The 21,603-nt window shown below is 38.6% G+C and carries 17 protein-coding genes; 14 read left to right on the forward strand and 3 right to left on the reverse strand.

Annotation, left to right across the window (positions count from 1 at the left end; translation table 11 throughout):
* Positions 1 to 94: 94 nt before the first annotated feature.
* From ACR2MV_RS11290 to ACR2MV_RS11345, 12 genes are all read left to right on the forward strand, one after another.
* Positions 95 to 1,585, forward strand: coding sequence for a YfcC family protein (locus ACR2MV_RS11290; protein WP_434022021.1), 1,491 nt, complete (start codon positions 95 to 97; stop codon positions 1,583 to 1,585).
* A 191-nt stretch (positions 1,586 to 1,776) separates the two neighbouring features.
* Positions 1,777 to 2,592: a 3-keto-disaccharide hydrolase gene (locus tag ACR2MV_RS11295; RefSeq protein ID WP_434022022.1), complete on the forward strand. Its 816-nt coding sequence runs from the start codon at positions 1,777 to 1,779 to the stop codon at positions 2,590 to 2,592.
* A gap of 10 nt (positions 2,593 to 2,602) precedes the next feature.
* Positions 2,603 to 3,940: a Gfo/Idh/MocA family protein gene (locus ACR2MV_RS11300; RefSeq protein ID WP_434022023.1), complete on the forward strand. Its 1,338-nt coding sequence runs from the start codon at positions 2,603 to 2,605 to the stop codon at positions 3,938 to 3,940.
* Positions 3,941 to 4,139: 199 nt separating this feature from the next.
* The gene (locus ACR2MV_RS11305) at positions 4,140 to 4,766 is read left to right on the forward strand and encodes an SGNH/GDSL hydrolase family protein (protein ID WP_434022024.1); all 627 of its coding nucleotides are present in this window, start codon (positions 4,140 to 4,142) and stop codon (positions 4,764 to 4,766) included.
* An 81-nt stretch (positions 4,767 to 4,847) separates the two neighbouring features.
* Positions 4,848 to 6,047 carry a DUF418 domain-containing protein gene (locus ACR2MV_RS11310; RefSeq protein ID WP_434022025.1) on the forward strand — a complete coding sequence of 400 codons (1,200 nt, stop codon included), beginning with the start codon at positions 4,848 to 4,850 and terminating at the stop codon, positions 6,045 to 6,047.
* A gap of 21 nt (positions 6,048 to 6,068) precedes the next feature.
* The gene (locus tag ACR2MV_RS11315; RefSeq protein WP_434022026.1) at positions 6,069 to 7,055 is read left to right on the forward strand and encodes an aldo/keto reductase; all 987 of its coding nucleotides are present in this window, start codon (positions 6,069 to 6,071) and stop codon (positions 7,053 to 7,055) included.
* 12 nt (positions 7,056 to 7,067) lie between these two features.
* Positions 7,068 to 7,760, forward strand: coding sequence for an HAD family hydrolase (locus ACR2MV_RS11320; protein ID WP_434022027.1), 693 nt, complete (start codon positions 7,068 to 7,070; stop codon positions 7,758 to 7,760).
* A gap of 34 nt (positions 7,761 to 7,794) precedes the next feature.
* Complete coding sequence (locus tag ACR2MV_RS11325) at positions 7,795 to 9,225, forward strand: amidohydrolase family protein (RefSeq protein ID WP_434022028.1); 1,431 nt, start codon at positions 7,795 to 7,797, stop codon at positions 9,223 to 9,225.
* 11 nt (positions 9,226 to 9,236) lie between these two features.
* The gene (locus ACR2MV_RS11330; protein WP_434022029.1) at positions 9,237 to 10,259 is read left to right on the forward strand and encodes an SMP-30/gluconolactonase/LRE family protein; all 1,023 of its coding nucleotides are present in this window, start codon (positions 9,237 to 9,239) and stop codon (positions 10,257 to 10,259) included.
* 2 nt (positions 10,260 to 10,261) lie between these two features.
* Positions 10,262 to 11,686 (forward strand): sulfatase family protein, encoded by a 1,425-nt coding sequence (locus ACR2MV_RS11335; RefSeq protein ID WP_434022030.1) that lies wholly within the window; start codon positions 10,262 to 10,264, stop codon positions 11,684 to 11,686.
* 280 nt (positions 11,687 to 11,966) lie between these two features.
* Positions 11,967 to 12,491 (forward strand): lipocalin family protein, encoded by a 525-nt coding sequence (locus tag ACR2MV_RS11340; protein ID WP_434022031.1) that lies wholly within the window; start codon positions 11,967 to 11,969, stop codon positions 12,489 to 12,491.
* A gap of 13 nt (positions 12,492 to 12,504) precedes the next feature.
* Complete coding sequence (locus tag ACR2MV_RS11345; protein WP_434022032.1) at positions 12,505 to 13,227, forward strand: metallophosphoesterase family protein; 723 nt, start codon at positions 12,505 to 12,507, stop codon at positions 13,225 to 13,227.
* 14 nt (positions 13,228 to 13,241) lie between these two features.
* Here the strand turns inward: ACR2MV_RS11345 and ACR2MV_RS11350 are convergent, their stop codons facing one another.
* Entirely contained in the window at positions 13,242 to 15,077 is a 1,836-nt protein-coding gene (locus ACR2MV_RS11350) for a pyruvate kinase (protein WP_434022033.1), read from the reverse strand.
* A 219-nt stretch (positions 15,078 to 15,296) separates the two neighbouring features.
* Here ACR2MV_RS11350 and ACR2MV_RS11355 point away from each other — a divergent pair, with 219 nt between their 5' ends.
* Positions 15,297 to 16,532: a serine hydrolase domain-containing protein gene (locus ACR2MV_RS11355; protein WP_434022034.1), complete on the forward strand. Its 1,236-nt coding sequence runs from the start codon at positions 15,297 to 15,299 to the stop codon at positions 16,530 to 16,532.
* 109 nt (positions 16,533 to 16,641) lie between these two features.
* On the opposite strand, the gene ACR2MV_RS11360 is transcribed toward ACR2MV_RS11355, so the two are convergent.
* A complete protein-coding gene (locus ACR2MV_RS11360) occupies positions 16,642 to 17,250 on the reverse strand; it encodes a hypothetical protein (RefSeq protein ID WP_434022035.1) in 609 nt (202 codons plus the stop codon).
* Positions 17,251 to 17,444: 194 nt separating this feature from the next.
* Here ACR2MV_RS11360 and ACR2MV_RS11365 point away from each other — a divergent pair, with 194 nt between their 5' ends.
* Positions 17,445 to 19,034: a SulP family inorganic anion transporter gene (locus tag ACR2MV_RS11365; RefSeq protein ID WP_434022036.1), complete on the forward strand. Its 1,590-nt coding sequence runs from the start codon at positions 17,445 to 17,447 to the stop codon at positions 19,032 to 19,034.
* A gap of 161 nt (positions 19,035 to 19,195) precedes the next feature.
* Here ACR2MV_RS11365 and ACR2MV_RS11370 read toward each other — a convergent pair whose 3' ends face one another.
* The gene (locus ACR2MV_RS11370) at positions 19,196 to 21,475 is read right to left on the reverse strand and encodes a TonB-dependent receptor (RefSeq protein ID WP_434022037.1); all 2,280 of its coding nucleotides are present in this window, start codon (positions 21,473 to 21,475) and stop codon (positions 19,196 to 19,198) included.
* Positions 21,476 to 21,603: the final 128 nt, after the last annotated feature.

The raw sequence follows: 21,603 nt of genomic DNA on the forward strand, positions 1-21,603 counted from the left end.
ATTTTTGAACTTTTATTGTAAAAAAGATATTCCTTAAAAATGTATCTTGCACGGAAGCGAATTGAGTCCAAACACTCAACGGAATTCCAACATCATGAAGAAATTAAAATTCCCATCAGCTCAAACCATTCTTATTGTAATAGCTGGTTTGGTAACCTTGCTTACCTGGGTAGTTCCTGCCGGTGAATACGACAATCTTAGTTATGATTCTGAGAAAAGTACCTTTATCCGAACTGGTCCGGATGGATCAACTGAGCTCCCGGCGACCCAGGAAACACTCGAAAACCTGGCAATCAAAATTCCTTTGGAAAAGTTTACAAGTGGTGATATCTATAAGCCAATCAGCATACCTGACACCTATCAAAAACTCGACGCCAAACCTCAGGGTGTTGCTGCTTTTGTAAAATCTCCTATACGAGGGATTATTGAAGCGGCTGATATCATATTCTTAGTGCTAATCATTGGAGGACTCATTGGTATTATGAATAAAACCGGTGCTTTTGACGCCGGTATTTCCTGGTTAGGCAGGGTTCTGAATGGAAGGGAGTACCTTCTAATTATTTTGGTAACAACATTAATAGCCGCCGGTGGAACCACTTTTGGTTTGGCAGAAGAAACCATTGCTTTCTTCCCTATTTTAATACCTGTTTTTCTGGCAGCAAAATACGATGAAATGGTTGGTTTGGCATGTATTTTTCTAGGCTCTGCCATTGGCTCTATGTGTTCGACCATCAATCCTTTTTCAGTGATTATTGCTTCCGATGCAGCTGGTATAAACTGGACCACAGGTCTCACCGGAAGAATCATAATGTTACTGACCTGTTTAACCATTACGATCATTTATATTCTGAGGTATGCGAAACGCGTAAGGCAGGACCCTGCAAATTCAATCATTTATGAAGAAAAAAAGAATGAAAAACAGCATTTTAAATCACATGATGAATCACTTACCTTAACCACTCGATTAAAGATAATTTTGTTCATTTTCTCTTTGAGTTTTATTGTGATGATCGTTGGAGTTTCTTTATTAGACTGGTGGTTTGTTGAAATGACGGCAACCTTTCTTGTTGGCTCAGTCCTTATTGGTTTTGTTGGAAAAATGAAAGAAAGTGATTTTATCGATTCTTTTTCCAAGGGTGCCGGAGAATTATTAAGTGTTGCTTTTATTATCGGAATTGCCAGAGGTGTTTCTGTGCTTATGGATGATGGCCTTATCAGTGACACCATGCTTTTCTATGCCAGTTCCTTTACAGAGGGAATGAACAAAGGTGTTTTTACAAATTCCCTTTTATTCGTTTATGGAGGTTTGTCATTTTTTATTCCTTCATCCTCTGGAATGGCCGTATTAACGATGCCTATCATGTCACCTTTGGCAGATACTGTAAACATCGGTAGAGAAGTTATTGTAAACTGCTATCAATACGGAATGGGATTGTTTTACCTGTTTAATCCTACCGGGCTCATCCTGGCTTCTTTAGCCATCATCAAAGTAGGCTATGACAAATGGCTGAAATTTGTGACTCCACTGGCTATTATTTTAGTTGGTGTAACTATGCTGTTTTTAACGATCTCGGTATATATTTAATCCAGGCATCCACTATTTTCTTCAGGTTTGGCTGAGAGCCTTTTATCCTGTGAATTTCACCATTCAACCTCTATTATCAGGAGTCTAGCCTATAAGAGCCTAATTATGACCAACTAAGGAGGTGAATTTTGAATTTGATTTGTACATTTACGGATAGAATTTACAAGATAACTTTAAGAATCTATACACTTATGAAACATTTGCTTGCCATTTTAGTGCTCTGTACTTTTTTAATTTCCTGTAAAAAGGAAGCAAAAAATCAAACTGAAGCCGAGCCTCAGGAAGTCAATCAAGAAGAAACAATGACAAATGCATCCGAGGAGTGGATTTACCTCTTTGACGGGGTATCAACAGATGGATGGAGAGCCTACAACGGAGAGACTTTACCTCCAGGTTGGGTGGCCAAAGACAGTGTGCTCACTTTTGACACAGAACTGGGAATGGAGCAGGATTATACGGGTGGTCAGGATATCATTTATGCCAAGGAGGAATTTGATAATTTTGAATTGTACGTAGAGTGGAAAATCCCTGAAGGTGGAAACAGTGGGATTTTTTATCACTTAAAAGAAGGAATTGAAGGTGCCGGTCCTCCGGATATCTCACCGGAATACCAGCTTATTGATGATGCAAATTATGCCAAGATTCACGACCTGACATCTTATAATAAAAGTATGGGAGTTACGGGGAATTTAGCCGATTTACAAGATTGGCAAAAAACCGCTTCAGATTATGCGATGCATCCGGCCAATGATGCTGAAAAAATACTTCACCCGGTTGGAGAGTGGAATTCTACCCGTATCATATTTACTCCTGAAAAGGTGGAACATTGGTTAAATGGAAAACTGCTCGTTTCATTTGTGCCGTGGGATGCCGCATGGGAAGCAAAGAAAAACGCAGGTAAATGGAAGGATGCCGATTTATATGGCTCTTTCAACACCGGCTATATCGGATTCCAGGATCATTCGAGCCCGATTTGGTTCAAAAACATAAAAATCAAAAAACTTTAATACAAGAAAGATGAAAAAAAGAGACTTCATAAAAAGTACGGCTGCTCTTACCATGGGAGCATTTCTTCCCTCTCCTATGTGGGCCATGTCAAACAACAAACGTTTACGAACTGCTCATATTGGACTTGGTATGATGGGCGTTGAAGATTTAAAAGCCATGACTGCTCACGAAGCCGTTGAGGTTGTAGCTTTATGCGATGTAGATTCCAAATTACTGGCTAAAGCCAGTAAAATGCATCCTAAAGCCAAGATTTATGCTGATTACCGCATCATGTTAAATGAAATGTCGAAAGATATTGATGCTGTAGTAGTGTCAACACCTGACCATTCCCATGCCCCGGCTTCAATGATGGCTATGGAAATGGATAAGCCTGTGTACTGTCAGAAACCGCTGACGCACCATGTAACAGAAGCCAGAGCCATGAACGAATTAGCCAGTAAAAAGAAACTGGTGACTCAAATGGGGATTCAGGTACATTCCTTTTATGATTATAAATTGGCCACAATTTTGATCCAGAGTGGCATTATTGGCAAAGTAAAAAGGGTAAGAGCCTGGTCAAATAAAAACTGGGGGTATGATGGTCCTGCACCAAAAGGTTCGGATCCGGTTCCAGAGAACCTTGATTGGAATTTATGGTTAGGAACAGCGCCACAAAGAGATTTTAAAGAAGGTGAGTATCACCCTAGTAACTGGAGAAAGGTTCTTGACTACGGATGTGGAACTTTGGGTGACATGGGAGTGCATATCTTTGATACACCTTATAATGCATTAAATTTGGATGTACCAAGAACGATCAAAAATAGTTGCAGACCTCCTAATGGTTTTGGATTTCCTGAAGACAATGTTGTGACCTACGAATTTCCTGGTACCGAATATACAGCAGATACCTTGACATGGATTTGGAATGACGGACTCAATGCGCCCCAATCCCATGAAGACCTTACATTGCCTGACAATGATAAATTACCTGATCAGGGAGCCATGTTCATTGGAGAAAAAGGAAAATTATTGTTACCTCACTTTATGCAGCTTCCCAGACATATTGTGGATGGTAAGTATGTTGACCTCGATTTATCTGTTGTGAAAAAAGAGGATGAATTAGGTCCTCCAACCAGTGATTATGGAAAGGAAAGTAACAAGCATTACCATCAATTTGTGGATGCCTGTTTAGGAGACGCAACATGTAGTGCACCTTTCTCCTACGCCTCCAGATTAACGGAGACTATTTTACTGGGAGTAATAGCCGGGCGTTTCCCTAATAAAACCTTGCATTGGGACAATAAAAAAGCACGTTTCGCAGAAGAAGAAGCCAATGCACTTTTAGACGCTCCGTATCGAAAGTTCTAGATGTTTACGCATCTTTTAGCATCTAATCTAATGCAACCAATTTTAGTTCTGAATGCGCAAGCAGCTGCCAAAGTTCTGCCTGGGCATTCAGAAACTAACTAGATGGCTTATGCGATTCTTATACCCATCCTTGGTAGATTCAGAAACAAGAGAAAGGTGAAAATTTTTAATCTAAAACTGTTTCCTTTAATTCCGGTGTATGCATGTATTGAGACCTCATCTTACCATCGTTTGCGTATTAATCCTTTTTAATACTTGCCTTAAAGCCCAGCAAACTGAATTCACAAATCAATACAAGCTGCTTTTTGTTGGCAATAGTCTTAGCTATAGCAATAACCTGCCACAATTAGTAGTTGCGGAAGGTGAAAAACGCCAATTAGAACTATCCGCTGAGATCCTGGCAAAACCAAATTATGCCCTTATCGATCATTTGAAAGAAGGCGAATTAGCAGCAAAAATCAAAAAAGGATCATTCGATTTCGTTATCGTGCAACAAGGTCCTTCTTCCCAGCAGGAAGGCAGGGATTTACTATTTAAAGCGGTTGAAAAACTGGATAAAATTTGCAAAAAAAATCAAAGTCAACTGTCTGTTTTCATGGTCTGGCCTTCTCAACAATATTATCACACCTTTGATAAGGTAATTAAAAACCATCGAGATGTCGCTGAAAAATACCAGGCCGTTTTATGCCCTGTGGGAGAAATCTGGAAAGCTCATTTTGATAAAACCCAGGATTATAGTTATTATGGATCAGATGGCTTTCATCCTTCAAAAAAAGGAAGTCAGGCAGCCGCAGCTATTATCGTTGACAGTCTTTTTGACATGTAGGATCCGGTACCTCTGAACTTCTGAATTCATATTTTTATTCTCATAAATAAAGTATTAAATTCACATCATCATATTTCCCACATGAACCAAAGCACAAACCCTCAAAACCTGGTAAAACGCTTACACGTTGTAGATGCCCTAAGGGGCTTTGCCGTGATTGCCATTTTACTGGTGCACAGTGTTGAACATTTTATTTATCCCGTGTACCCTGACCTCACGTCACAACCTGAATGGCTGAACGTTCTGGACAAAGGTGTTTTTACTGTTACCTTCGGTCTCTTTGCAGGCAAGGCATATGCCATATTTGCCCTCCTGTTCGGATTGACCTTTCACATTCAATTTACCAGTGCACAAAAGAGAGGTGAAGATTTTGGTTGGCGTTTTATTTGGAGGTTGCTTTTGCTCATCCTGTTTGCAAGCTTAAATGCTGCGTTTTTTCCGGGAGGAGACGTCTTGTTGTTATTTGTTTTTGTTGGACCTGTATTGGTATTTGTAAGGCATTTAAATAACAAAGCAATACTTTTAATCAGCCTGTTTTTTCTTTTCCAGCCCATTGAATGGGTACACTATTTAATGAGCCTGGCCAATGATGCCTATTCCCTGCCAAACCTGAGAATTGGCCCCTTGTATAAAGAAGTTATTGAAGCTGCTAAAACCGGTGAATGGCTTCCCTTTTTAAAGGCGAATTTGTGGACGGGACAAAAAGCCAGTTTATTTTGGGCCATAGGTGCAGGTCGTTACTTTCAAACCGCTGGTTTGTTTCTATTAGGATTGTGGTTAGGACGCAAAAAATATTTTGAGGACACGGCTGAAAACAGGCAGTTTTGGATTCGAACCCTCATGATGGCAGCTGTCGTATTCGGGCCCTTGTATATGTTAAAAGTAGATTTGTATGATACCATAGACGATACTATGATAAAAAGAACTGTTGGCGTTGTTTTTGACATGTGGCAAAAATTAGCTTTTACCTTTGTGTTGGTCAGCTCTTTTGTGATTGCATATCAGCATCAGGCCATTCAGAAAAGAAGCAGACATCTTAGAAATTATGGTAAAATGAGTTTGACTAATTATGTATCTCAGTCGATCATAGGAGCCCTTGTTTTCTTTCCAATAGGCTTGAACCTTGCCCCTTACACCGGCTATACTCTTAGTTTCCTGATTGGCATTCTCATTTGTTTGCTCCAAATACAATTTTGTAATTGGTGGTTAAAAAAACACTCCCATGGACCTCTCGAGGGACTATGGAAAAAAGCTACCTGGATAGGAAGCACAAAAAGATGATTCGATTTAAATACACAACATATGAAAAATAGAACCCTTGGGAAATCCGGACCGGTGATATCAGAAGTTGGCCTTGGATGCTGGCAATTAGGCGGTGATTGGGGAGATCCTCTTTCAGAAGAAAATGGTTTGCAAATCTTAAAAGAAGCTGTTGATCAGGGAGTTTCACTATTTGATACTGCCGACGTCTACGGTGGCGGTAAAAGTGAATCCCTCATTGGGACTTTTTTAAAAACTGAAAAAAGACCGCTTACGGTTATCACTAAATTCGGCAGAGGAAATGGAGTATATCCGGATAACTATTCTGAGAAAGCATTGTTTTCCGCTGTAGAAAACTCTTTGAAGAGACTCGGTGTTAACTCACTTGATCTCTTACAATTGCACTGTGTTCCGCAAAATATCTTAGAAGATGGTGCCATTTTCACCTGGCTTAGGAACCTTAAAAATCAAGGCATGATCAAGAATTTTGGAGCGAGTATTGAATCCATTGAACAGGGCCTGATTTGTATGCAGCAGGAAGATCTACTGAGTCTTCAGGTTATATTTAATATTTTTAGACAACGTATCATCAAGGAATTATTTCCAAAAGCCATCGAAACAGGTACCGGCATTATTGTAAGGCTTCCTTTAGCCAGTGGTTTACTCTCCGGGGCCTATAATTCAAACACGACCTTTGCTGAAAATGATCATCGTAACTATAATCGTGACGGAGAAGCATTTAATGTGGGAGAGACTTTCGCAGGATTAGAATTTGCCAAAGGCCTGAATTTTGTGAATACGATTAAAACAGAATTCCTGACTGATGAAATTCCGATGGCTCAATTTGCACTTCGCTGGATCCTTGATCACCCGGCGGTGAGTTGCGTCATCCCCGGTGCCAGTAAGGTAGCACAGGTAAGATCAAATGCCCAGGCTTCGGATCTCCCTTCTCTTAATAAAAAATTACATCAATCGTTAGTTGATTTCTATCAAAAAGATATTGATCAACATATCAGAGGACTGTATTAAATATTTATCTCTATGAAAGAAATAAAAATAATAACCTTTGATGCTGATGATACGCTTTGGGTAAACGAACCTTATTTCAGAGAGGCTGAAGAAAAATTTGCCAATTTACTGGAAGACTATTTGCCTCATCACAGCATTCAAAAAGAACTGTACAAAACAGAGATAAACAATTTAGAATTGTATGGATATGGGGTGAAAAGTTTTATGCTGAGTATGGTTGAAACTATTGCCAATATAACTGACAATAAAGCGGATATAGCACTTGTAAATAAAGCCGTAGCCTTGGGCAGAGAATTATTGAACAAACCGATCATCCTATTGGAAGGAGTCGAAAAAGTTTTAAATAGCCTCAATGGCAGCTACAAACTTGTCATGGCCACCAAAGGTGATTTGCTTGATCAAGAACGAAAATTGATAAAATCTGGTCTTGAAAAACATTTTCACCATATCGAAATCATGAGTGATAAAAAAATCAGTGATTATAAAAAACTATTAAAGCATCTTGATTGCAAACCAGAACATTTTTTGATGATAGGAAACTCCATTAAGTCTGATATTTTACCTGTCCTTGAATTAGGTGGTTTTGCCATCCATGTTCCATATCATACAACCTGGGAGTATGAGAAAGTTGATATAAAAATCAATGATCCTCATTTTTTTGAGGCAGAAACCATTGAGCAGGTGGAAAATTTTTTAACCAAATAAGGATTTCAAAAAATCATAAATCACTATTAATTCTATGAAAATTATTAAACGAATCCTACTAGGTTTCCTATTTATTCTAGCCATGACCATGCTCATAGTGCTGGTTTTATTCCTTCTTGACAGATCAAATACTTCCTATTTAAAATCAAAAAATATTGAAAGTACTTTCACTAAAGAATACCTTATAAAAAATGTCAAGTTAATTCCTATGAGTCTTGATACCATCCTGAACGATAAAACGGTTCATATTAAAGATGGAAAAATACTTCGTATTAAAGATGATTTTGAATCTCAGGATATCGAAATCATCGACGGACAGGGGAAGTATTTGATGCCCGGATTAATTGACATGCATGTTCATGTCTGGGATCGATTTGAATTAGGGCTGTATTTGGCCAATGGTGTTACTACGGTTCGAAATCTTTGGGGAATACCCTTACATCTGAGAATTAAAGATGAAATCACTTCCGGAGAACTATTAGGGCCCTTGTTTTATACTTCGAGTCCCAAATTAACCGGACCTGATGATTTTGGTGATGACAAGGTACAGCTCCAGTCTAAAGAAGAGGCTAAAAAACTCATCAACAACTATCATGAAAGAGGTTATGATTTTATTAAAACCTATGCAGGAATTACCGAACCCTTGTTCGATGCGATCGTTCAAGAAACAGCTGCTTTAAACATGGATATCGTATCACATCCTAGTTTTCAAATGACCTACAGCAAAAATTTTATTCAACAGGTTGCCACCATTGAGCATGCCGAGGACATCGTTCAGCAGCCTCTTGATTTCCAAATGGACACAGTAAAATTAGATTCTGTCGTCCGATTAATGGCGGTTTCGAAGGTTAATTTTAGCCCAACACTGTCAGGCTTCTTTAATATCTACAAAATGATTACCGATAAGGCAATCTTAGATAGTGATCATGCTGCCTATATAAATCCATTGTTCAAATTAGCGGATACCGAAGCACAGGTAGCCCGATGGCAGGGAGAAAAATCAAGAAACCCAGAGGTTGAAAATAGAATTTTAAACCAACACAAATTTCATTTACTAATCCTAAAAAAACTACATGAAGCGGGTGTTAATATTGTTTGCAGTACCGATGCCGGAATCGCCATGGGAGCACCCGGATTTTCAATTCATCAGGAATTGGCTCATTACAGCGAGGCCGGACTTAGCAACTACGAAGTACTCAAAACAGCTACAATTAATCCATCAACAGTTCACAAAGAATTGAAAGATTTGGGAAGCATTGAAAAAGGAAAATGGGCAAACCTCCTACTTTGTGAAGAAAACCCCTTAACTGATCTTTCAACACTGGAACGGCCTGATTGGGTCATCATAAAGGGACAATTACTGCATCGTGAAACGCTTGATGTTTTTAAGAACAAAGCTCGCAATAGAAATAACATCACCTCAACTGCCTATTATTGGGTCGAAAATTTATGGATAGAACGCTAAAATACAGCATCATGAAAAAAATTATTCCCAGCCTTTTTATTATCCTCTTACTCACATTTTCCTGCAACGAAAAAGTGAAAAATGAGCTGCCCTCAGTGAACTATTTGGAATCTGGTTCCATTGAGGTGTTGGATGATGAATTACGCAGTTTATTAAACCCGGAAAATGGTCTTGAAATTCTGGCTGAGGGTCATCACTGGACCGAAGGTCCGCTATGGATAGAAGAACAGAAAATGCTATTGTATAATGACATTCCCAGAAACTCAGTCTTCAGTTGGAATGATTCCTTAGGAGTTCAGCTTTATCTTTCACCCTCAGGTTTTAGCGGTGAGAATTTCGCAGGATCGGAACCAGGCGCCAATGGATTATTACTGGATCCGGAAGGAAATTTAATATTATGCCAGCACGGAAACAGGCAGCTGGCCAAAATGGACAGTCCGTTAACGGATCCAAAAGCAACATTCGTCCCCTTAGTGCAGCTTTTTGACGGTAAAAGACTCAATAGCCCAAATGATGCTGTCTATGATTCAAAAGGGAACCTGTATTTCACAGACCATCCTTATGGCTTACCGAAACAAATGCAAGATTCTTCGAAGGCTTTAGAATTCCAAGGTGTCTATATGTTAGAAAAAGAAGGAGAGTTACATATTCTGGATGCAGCTTTAAGTCGCCCAAATGGGATTGCCTTTTCTCCGGATGAAAAAGTCCTTTATGTGGCAAATTCAGATCCAGACCATGCCATTTGGATGGCCTATGACATGGATGATGATGGGGGCATCCTATCGAAACACTTGTTTTTTGATGTCACAGAGTTAACCTCCAAGGAAAAAGGACTCCCTGATGGATTAAAAATAAACAAGGATGGTTATATCTTTGCAACAGGTCCTGGCGGTGTCTTTGTTTTTAATCCGACAGGCAAACATATTGGACAGATCAGAACAGGACAGGCAACTTCAAATGTAGCCTTTGACGCTGAAGAACAGACCTTGTTTATAACAGCGGACAGCTATGTATTAAGACTTAAACTTCAATAATTATGCGTCTTTTCCACTTCCTTAATGGCCACGTATTGATCCGATTTAAATTCATTTTATTTTTATTTCTATACACGACTGCCAGTATTTGCGCTCAAACCAAAAATCAAAAAAAGTCAGACCCTCCCAACGTCATTATCATTTTTATGGACGACCTGGGGTATGGAGACATCAGTCTAAACGGTCATCCCACCATACAGACTCCAAACATTGATAAAATGGCACGCGAAGGTCAAATCTGGACTAGTTTTTATGCGGCGAGCAGTGTTTGCTCTCCTAGCAGAGGTGCACTTTTAACGGGCAGGTACCCGGTACGCATCGGTCTTGGCGGCGAAAAGCAACGTGTTTTCTTCCCAGAATCGAAAGGAGGCTTGCCAGAAGGTGAAACCACAATAGCGGAAATGCTTAAAGAAAATGGCTACAAAACCGGAATGGTTGGCAAATGGCATTTAGGACACCTCCCTGAATTTCTTCCGACAAATCAAGGATTTGACAGCTACTATGGCATTCCATACAGCAATGATATGAATGGTGTAAAATGGGGGCTGGAAACTTTTTTTAGCCCACCAGACATTCATATGTGGCAGGTTCCTCTAATGGAGAACGAAAAAATCATAGAATTGCCAGCGGATCAATTCACCATTACCAAACGATATACTGAAAAAGCAGTCGAGTTTATAGAAGATCATAAAACCACACCTTTCTTCCTTTATATGGCGCATTCCATGGTGCATACACCATTGTTCGCCTCAACGGAATTCCAGAATTCCAGCAAGCGCGGGCTATTTGGAGATGTAATGAATGAAGTGGACTGGAGTGTAGGTGAGGTATTAAAAACACTTCGTAAACTAGGGCTTGAAGAAAACACTCTGGTCATTTTCACTTCGGATAATGGCCCCTGGCTCATGATGCAGGAAATGGGAGGTTCTGCAGGTTTATTAAGAGATGGTAAAGGAACAACCTGGGAGGGAGGAATGCGAGTGCCCGGAATATTTTATATGCCTGGAACTATTAAAAAAGCAAGTGTCGAAGGAATTGGTTCAACCCTTGATTTACTTCCCACTATAGCCGCAATCACGAATTCCGAACTACCGGAAAATACGATTTTAGATGGCTATGACCTTAGTAAGGTCCTAAAAGAGAACTCACCTTCCCCAAGAGATCACTTTTTCTATTATCGAAAACAGGAAATTTATGCAGCGCGTTTAGGCTCTTTTAAATCTCATTTTATCACCGAGACCTGCTATCAAAAAGACAATAATAAAATTATCAGAACAGACCCCCTTCTTTTTCAATTAGACCACGATCCTGGAGAATATTATAACCGAGCAAAGGACCACCCGGAAGTTCTTCTAAAAATAGAAAAGCTTGTCTCGGATCATCTTGAAACTGTCTCAATCAAAACCTCAGAATTGGATAAATATTAATTTTTAGTCAAGTAATATTTTGAGCTTATATCGTTTCTGTTTCCTGAATTTTTAAAATGTTTGGATTTTTGTCTTTTTTCCAACTCTTTTAAAAAAATAGTCACCAACTCTTTGGAAGATTTATAGTTCTCAATCATATCGAACAAATTAGATTCATTTCAAAGATCATCATCAAGTATGAACAGCATATAAATGAAGCGTTATCTATCAGTTAAATCAGGTTGCTTAAAGCTGATAAATGTTGCTTAATTCTTATCTTTAAGTTTTGATCTGTATCGATATGAATAGAACCTATATACTTTTAGCTTTCTTCGCTTTTTATTCACTGGATTGTATTTCACAAACTGTAACCACGGTCCCAAAAGTTGATCTGGAAAAGTACAGTGGCAAATGGTATGAAATTGCAGCTTTCCCTCAACGATTTCAGAAAGGATGTTATGGAACTACCGCGACTTACAGCCAATCTGACAAAGGTTATATCATCGTGGAAAATCACTGTTTTAAAGACAGCTTGAATGGCAAAGAATCCTCAATAAAGGGTAAGGCTTTTGTCGACGCAAACAGTGGAAATTCCAAATTAAAAGTCCAGTTTTTCTGGCCTTTCAAAGGAAAATACTGGATTATAGATTTAGCCGACGATTATAGCTTTGCAGTAGTCGGTCATCCTGACAGAGATTATCTATGGATCCTTAGCAGAACTCCGGAAATGGATGCAAAAATTTATGCGGAAGTAGTAAACAGAATCCAAGAAAAGAAATTCGACGTTTCTAAACTTAAAAAAACCGTGCAGATTAAACCTGAATAACTAATAACGACCTATGAAAAAAGTCGCTTTTATATGTGATATTCATCTGGATGAAAAAAATCCGGTACGCTATGGTGTCGATTCAAGAAAAAACTGGGAACGCATCCTGAAAGATATTCGCATGCGCACTATTGATGAGGTTATCATTGGCGGAGACATTGGAGCTGCAAGTGCTTATGAGTGGTTTTTTAACACTTTGAAAGGATTTGATATAAAAGTACTTTTAGGAAATCACGATGCTTATTCTGAAGTTTCAAACTATTACAGTAGAGGCCAGAATACCGAATCACTTTTTTATTCCGAAAAAAATGCATCCCATAAACTTATTTATTTAGACTCCTCATCTAAAAAAATAGAAGAGGATCAATTACACTGGTTGGCGAATGAAATTAAAACAGCATCTAAAATTGTTATTTTTACGCATCATCCCATCCTGAAAGTAGCGACCCCTATTGATCGAAAACATCCGCTACTCAACCGAGACGTGCTGATAGAGTTATTGTTAGATTCGGAAAAGGATATTACGATATTCTGCGGGCATTATCATATGAATCATGAGGAGAAATTTAAAAACATTCGCCAGATAATAACACATAGTTCCTCATTTCAGGTGCTTAAGAAGGCTGATGCAATTGAAGTTGATGCTTCTGAATTTGGCTACCGAATGATCCGTTTCGAAAAAGGCAACATAGAAAGTGATACGATCACCTTATTAAAGGATTCAACCGCAGAATAGATAATCCTGTTATATTAGTGAACATCTTCAGAAAACTCCAACTTGGGTAATATCGTGATTTTTCCTTTCTGAATTCTCTGCATTTTTCGAATCACTTTATCTAACATCCTAACGGCCTTAGCGATATAAACTCCTTTATTCAGCATCACACAATCAGCACGTTGTGCCATCGCAATATCCGTTATTTCGGCTCTGGTTGGAATGCCTTTCTTTGCCAGATTCTCTAATACCTGTGTCGCCCAGATAACCGGAACATGTGCTGCTTCGCAGAGCTGTAACATCTCTTCCTGAATTATAGCAAAATTTTTCCAGCCTGTTTCTATGGCCAGATCTCCCCGTGCAATCATAACCCCTACCGGATAATTCTCCATTGCTTTTAACAAAATACCTGGTAAATTTTTATAGCCATCTTTCGTTTCAATCTTCAAAATAATTCCAAGATCTGCCTTTAAAATATCCAGCTCATGTAGTAATTCTGAAACATCTTCCTTGTTATTGACAAAGGAGAAATTTACCACATCGGCATGATGCGTGACAAATTTTAGATCTTTCTTATCTTTCATAGTCAAACCTCTTATACCTAAAACACTATTTGGCAAATTGATGCCCTTATCGGCTTTTAATTTACTTCCCTTCTTTTTGGCATAAGTAATTTCAATAATTATATCATCAGAATGAACTTCTTTTACAATTCCTTCAATTTTTCCATCATTAAAATAGATCTGTTCCTTTGGTTTTACATGATCAAAAATTTCTGGTAAAGTGCAGGATATATGAGCCATTTCATTTAGGTTGCCCTCTTCATCATAAATGGCCGGTTCTCCAGGGATTGCTTTTTTATCCAACCTTAATAGATCGCCTTCAAATAAAAATATAACCTCATCAAGAGGCAGCATTTCCTGCAGTGTATGAATCTCTCTTCTGGATTTCTTCTCCAAAAATACATTGAGTAAGGTATCGGGGGTTACAAAGGCAGAATTACTGCAAGAAGCCCATCGTCCATTTTCCTCTTTTTTATCGATATAAATGCTACACTTTTTATGACGTGAATCTCTAAAGATGATATAAGATCCTTTCTTGGTTTTTCTGAGCCATTTTTTATTCACAGGAATAACAACATCAAACTCTTTGCCTTTTGGAGGCATAATACCATAAGGAGCGAGCCAAATTTTGGCAGGCTCTATTACCTGACCGATGACGTTTTTCTTTGGCTTGATATGAATTACCTTGGGCCCGGGTTTCATTTTACCGGTTCTGAGTTTTGGACCACCTAGATCCATCATGACTTTACAATCGGTTTCATTCTCCCTCACACGATCTATTATCTGCTTCCAGATAAGTGCATCATCATGGGCACAATTGATTCTAACGCAATCCATTCCCTGTTTTAAGAGAGAGCTAATAAAACTTTCATTGGTTGCCGCCTCAGTTGGTTGGGTAACCATTATAGCTGTCTTTCTCTTATTTTTGATGTTTCCTATTAGCGCCTTGGAATTATCATCAAGAATTTTCTCAACCTCTTTATTAGTAAGTAGGTCTTTTTTTTCATCAAACAATTGATAATCTAGAAGACTGTAAACAATGGTTCTCAGATTCAGTAAACTAACTAATATATTATCCTGGGATTCTAGTGAAACAGGTAATCCAATATCCTCAAGCTTTTGCTGAAAAACATTGATATTAAAAGAGCGCATGGCCAGATAATGAACCAGGTTCTGTGCGCTATATGAATAATTTGGATGAACATTTTTAATTTGAGATTCGAATTTATCTTCAAATTCATACATGGTCTCAATGATGGAATTCAGTGCGGCAACAATTTCTTGTAATTTATCTTTAGAGAAAAGCATAAGCAACAATTTAATCGTCCTTTAAAGTTACTGTACTTTTTTCAGATTTCTTTGCTTTTCGAACAATATTTACTCCCAAAATCAAGTCAAAACACCGCTCCTCAATACATGTTTTGAATCTAGACACGCTCTTCTGAAACAAAATTATCGATGTATGCTCGCTGAACTTTAATTGTTCTAAATGAATTATATTAGACTTCCCAAAATATTCACTTGATTATGACCCATTTATCAATTCAAAATAAAGTTTGTGGACTAACGATGTTGTTTTTCTCTATATTATGCTTTGGGCAAGCTTCTTCTGAAAGAATCAATTCAGATTCGCTTAGCCTGGAATTAGAAACAATAACAAAACGAGACCACATCAATGGAATAGGTGTTGCAATCGTGGATGAAAAAGGTACTATTTATGAAAAGGGATTTGGCCTTGCTGATAAAGGGTTAAAAGTTCCGTATACCAGTGAATCTATTCAAAATATTGCGTCCATATCAAAAACCTTTCTCGGCCTTGCGCTGCTAAAAGCACAAGAGATGGGGAAACTCCATCTGGATGATCCCATCAATAAATACTTACCATTTACGGTTAAAAACCCATATCATTCGGAAGTGCCAATTACCATCAGACAGCTGAGCACTCATACATCGAGTATTCAGGACTCTAAATACTATGATCAAAAATCCTATGTTTTAAAGGAAAGTTTAAATGATGGTCAATTAGCTAAAACGAAAAGACCTGAAAACTTTAATCCGCCGGAAGCCTATACCTCAATGGGCGAATTTTTACAGAAATGTCTTGATCCTGAGGGAGAATGGTATACCAAAAAAGGATTTTTAAAGGCACCACCAGGAGCTAAGTTTGAGTATTCTAATGTTGGAGCCACTTTAGCGGCATATGTTCTTGAATTAGCGACAGGACAAGATTATGGTCAATTCTCTAAAAAACACATATTGGAACCCCTTCACATGTCTTCCTCGGGTTGGTCTTTTGACGAAATCAATATGGAAAAGCATACGGTAATGTATGAAAATATTGACCAGGCATTGCCCTACTATAAACTGATTACTTATCCGGATGGTGGATTAATTACTTCTGTCCACGATCTGGCCTTGTACCTTACGGAGCTGATCAAAGGATATTCCGGGAATGGCACTATTCTTTCTCCTCAAAGCTATCAGGAGTTGTTTAAGCAACAACTTTCTGATTCGCATTTTGACGAGCGAAATCCTGATAACGATTACAACGACGAATACAATATGGGTGTTTTTATGGGATTTTCAGCGATCGGAAATATTGGTCATTCAGGAGGAGATCCAGGAGTTACCACACTCATGTTCTTTAATGCTGAATCCAAAGCCGGGCAATTAATTTTTGTGAATACAGGATTGGATGAGGACGGCTTTCAGGAATTCGTTGATATTTGGCTGAAACTTGAAACGTACAGAAAGAAGCTGTAATAATTTTAGCAAATTTCTGTGATGTCATGTTCATAAAAATCACCCTAAAAATGAGATGCATTGCTGCGATATCAATTTTTAGGGTGTTTATTTTAAGTCAGGTTGCCTGCTACACTTCTTGCAGAACGACTCTGGCAGTATCGGTAACAATGATCATTTGATTGTCAACAACAGTGAACTTTGCATTGGTTACATAGTCGTTACCTGTAAAAATGATGACATCATCAACAATGGTATACGTTTCACTAAAGGTCTCGCTTTCACCATTTTTATTCATTACAATAGTCGTGGCTTTTTTATCTGATTGGAAGCTAATAATCCATGAGGCAAAATCATTTTCGCTCTTTGTTTCGTCAACCGCGCTGATGACCTTCCAGGTACTTCCACTTAACTTATTTGAATTCTTGGACGTAGCTATTGGTTGCAGCTTTGGTTGTGGTTGTGGTTCAGGTTTTCTATTGGCCTCTTCCATCATTCTCAACTCTCTTTCCTTTTGATTCTGTTTCACTTTTTGATTGTCAGCTGAATCGGCCATCAAGCCGACACCTCCACCTACTAGTGCTCCGGTTGCAGCCCCGTCCCAACCACCAACAAGTCCACCAACAATAGCACCACCTATGGCACCGTCAGCTGTTTTGGTAGTTCCGCAAGATGTGAACATAAATGATACTGATATGATCAAGCTTAGACTTAGGAATAATTTCTTAATTGTTTTCATTTTATAAATATTTAAAGGTTAATAATTGCTTCTATCTATACAAGGGAAGAAAGACCGGTAAAACCCTAATTGAAATGAAAAAAAAATAGAGAATAAGCCGAAACTGCATATATTTTGACGACAAAGTGAAGATTTGATTGGTAAAATGTCTCAAGCTTTTGTATTTTTAAAAAAACTAAACCTAATCTAAAAAGATGAAAACCAACATTATCTCTCAAATTAAGAGCGATTTCCCCGCAAGTATCGTCGTATTTTTTGTAGCCCTTCCTTTATGTCTTGGTGTAGCCCTGGCCAGTGGAGCTCCCTTATTTTCAGGTGTCATTGCGGGAATTATAGGCGGTATACTGGTAGGTGCTTTAAGTGGATCTAAAATTGGAGTCAGTGGGCCAGCGGCAGGCTTGGCCGCTATCGTGCTAACTGCTATAGGCACCTTAGGTGGATTTGAAAACTTTTTAGTCGCAGTTGTATTAGCAGGCATTTTTCAAATTATTCTGGGTTTTTTAAAAGCGGGTGTCATTGGTTATTATTTCCCATCTTCAGTCATCAAAGGAATGCTAACAGCCATTGGAATTATTATTGTTTTAAAGCAAATACCGCATTTCTTTGGTTATGACAGCGATTATCAAGGAGATTTAACTTTTATGGAAGCTGATGGTGAAAACACTTTCACAGCTATTTTTAACACCATAAATCATATCCGACCCGGAAGTGCCTTAATTGGAATTATTGGGCTCGCCATATTACTTTTTTGGGATAAAGTACTCTCTAAAAAAGGAAAAATATTCCAATTGATTCAAGGCCCCTTTGTTGCCGTAGTAGCAGGCATAATTTTCTTTGTACTTACAAAAGATCATCCTGTATTTGGAATTACGGAAGATCACCTGGTTCAGGTGCCTGTATCCGAAGATCTCACGGCCTTTTTGGGTGTATTTACCAAACCGAACTTTGGAGCCATTGGGAATACAGAAATTTGGGTGGTAGCTTTTACCATTGCCTTGGTGGCAAGTTTAGAGACCTTGTTAAGTGTCGAAGCTACTGACAAGCTGGATCCTGCAAAAAACGTGACACCCACCAATCGTGAATTATTCGCTCAGGGAGCGGGTAATATTGTGTCGGGCATGATCGGTGGCCTTCCAATTACACAGGTGATTGTTCGAAGTTCTGCCAATATTCAATCAGGTGGTAGCAGTAAATTCTCTACCATCATGCATGGGATCCTATTGTTACTTTCTGTATTAATTATACCCCAGGTTTTGAATTTAATTCCCTTGTCTGTTTTGGCAGCAGTTCTTTTAGTCGTAGGTTATAAATTGGCACAACCTGCGACCTTTTTGAAAATGTATAAATTGGGAAGAAAGCAATTTGTTCCTTTTATGATTACTGTTTTAGGTATTGTCTTTACAGATTTACTTGTGGGAATTGGAATGGGTTTACTTACCGGAATCATCGTTATCTTATTCAAAAGTTACAAAAACAGTCACTTTCTACATAAAAAAGGAGAGGACGTGGATGATGGCGTTATTAAAATGACTCTTGCCGAAGAAGTTACATTCTTTAATAAGGGTGCCATCCTTGTGGAATTAGAAAACCTTCCAAATGATTCCGAATTGGTTTTAGATGTAAGAAAAACAGTTTATCTGGACCATGATATTGTTGAAATTCTCGATGACTTCATTATCAAGGCTGAAGAAAGGAATATCGCTATCAAATTGATTTCCGAATCAGGAGAATATAAAAACCTCAATAGTTATCTGGAGTTTTTTGAAGGAAACAAGGCCTATTAAGCTTGGTCTAAATAGATCTATTGGCTTGTGACAGGCAATTCTTAATGTATTAAAAAGTAGATAGTTTCTGTTCCATTGGATGTTATGTTTGTGGACGGGAATGATATGCCTTGCTTTTCGCACCTGATCTTCCGGTTGCGTTTGAAAAGTATTCACACTATTTAAAACTGAAATCGAACACTTCCTTTTAGGTAAAAAGGAGTTCCCGGAGTAAATGTAAGTCCATATTCTGGTTCTGAGGTTTGACTCACCCTGTAATCGCCTGCAAACTGCGCTTCATTCCATTCTGTATTAAAAAGGTTTTCTACAGAAATACCAAAAGACCATTGCTTGTAAGAGTAATTAATATTTGTATCAAAAACAGTATAGCCTAAAGCTGTAACAGAATTAATTTCGTCTGCCGGTCGATCACTTATAAAACGATATCGAATTGAACCAGACCAATTTTGAATTGAATTGACAGTAAATCCTCCTGTGGAAGTCCACTCCGGTGCCAATGGGATATAATCAGAGCCCTGAGGTTCATCGATAAACCGACCTAAGGAATAATTGATATCTGTGTCAAAAAACAACCAGTCAATAAGCTGCCAGCGCAGACTGAAATCGACTCCTTCCCGTCTGGTTCTTCCACTGGGCTCCCAGGTTCCTGCATCACCAGACCAAACCATTTCGGATTCAAGGTTCATTTGCCATATTGCCGCATTGAGAATAACGCGCGGAGAAGGCTTCCAGATGACTCCTAGGTCAGCTCCCTGAGCTTTTGCCAAGGTAGGTAAACTATCATTTCTTGTAACCACACGAGCATCGTTGGAATGAAACCCCTGACCAAGTTTAAAGTACAATTGAAAACTTTTGGTGGCATTAAATGCCAAATTTAATTTAGGACTAACCGTAGCCTGTGTTTTGCTACTCTTATTAGTATCGACTTCCGTTTTGTCCAGATATGAAAAATGAAAGGCGTCAGCTCGCAGCCCCACGTTCACCAACCATTTTTTCTTCTGCCATGAAATTTTTCCAAATACATGAAGGTTCTGTTCGTCAATATCACCATAATTGGTTGTGTCCAGCACCTCAAATCTCTTTTTGGTCTGAAGCAACTGGCTGTCATTAATGTCATCCAATCTGAAACCTCCTCCTAATTCAGCATCTATCACATTTTCTTCAGCAAGAATGATTGATTTTTTATAAGCACCGTTATAACCTAACAGATTTCGACTTTCTTTCTGTCTGATTTGATCTCCGTTTATCGAATCGTTCAGGAAGAAGGTAAAATTCGAATACAAATCAAAATTGTAACGTGTGAAATAGAGTTGATTGCTGAGGGACGCATTATTATTCAATGTTGTCTTTAACTTCGCCGAGAGATTAAATCGAGAGGTTGAACCACCTTCGGTAGGATCGAGGGAACCCCACCTGGACAAACTTCCTTCTTCAACCAAAGATTGAGGGATTTGTCCGGATTGATCCCAACTACTAGTAAACATGGAGGCAGTAATACTCATCATATTATTTTCATTAATAGCCTCATTATAACGGGTAAAAAAATTAAAGCGGTTTAAGTTTTGAGGATTATCAAATGCCCCGTCGGTTGTAAAATATTCCATTGCTACAAAAGCATTTCTTTTCTCCCGAACGTTTTCATTCAACAGATTGAACATGCCTACCGTTCGAAAGGTGTTGTACTGTCCCACTTCTACTTTTACGCTGTTTTTATCAAGAAAACCCAAGGTTTTAAATTCAACATATCCCGCCGTTGCAAAATCGCCACGTTCCGCATAATAGGTTCCTTTTCCAAATTCAACATTATGTACCAATTCAGGAATTACCCAATGAAGATCCGCATAGCCTTGCCCATGTGCCTGAGACACCATATTCACGGCCATACCATCAACGGAAATATTTACATCCGTTCCATGATCAGCATCAAAGCCCCTAAGAAATATCTGTTCTGATTTCCCACCACCCGCATGTTGGGCAATAAACAAGCCGGGCACCACCCGAAGGACATCCTGTGAAGAGTTGACACTTCGAATGTTTACATCGATCTGGGCAATTGACAAAGGTGTGATATGAGATCCGTTTATAAAAACATCTTCAAGATCAATAGCGTCTGCTTCCATTAGCACATTGATCAATCCTGAATGGGAACTAAAGCTAATTTCCTGAGCATCGAATCCAAGGAATGAAATAATGAGTATTCCTTCTTCTTGTTCAGTACCCAAGGTGAAATTTCCCCATTCATCTGTGATGGTACCTTCCGTACTGTTTTTGATGGTAACACTTGCACCTGACAGCGGCGAACCACTAGCCTTATCGCTTACATTTCCTTTTATAATATGATGTGCATAGACAGAGGCTGGCATCCAACTCAACAGGAGTCCAAAAAAAGTTACAAAAACCACCTTTTTCCAAACCGGGAATTCTTGAAGAAAACTATTCATTAATTCTGAACCATCGTAATTTTACCAACGAAAATACAATTCTATTTTATTATTCCATAAAAAAAAGAACCGGATATTTGCTATCCATTCTTTACAGCAATGTTCCCTTCGTGCTACATTTGAAAATA

The organism is Lutimonas sp., assembly GCF_051011215.1.
Taxonomy (GTDB): Bacteria; Bacteroidota; Bacteroidia; order Flavobacteriales; family Flavobacteriaceae; genus Lutimonas.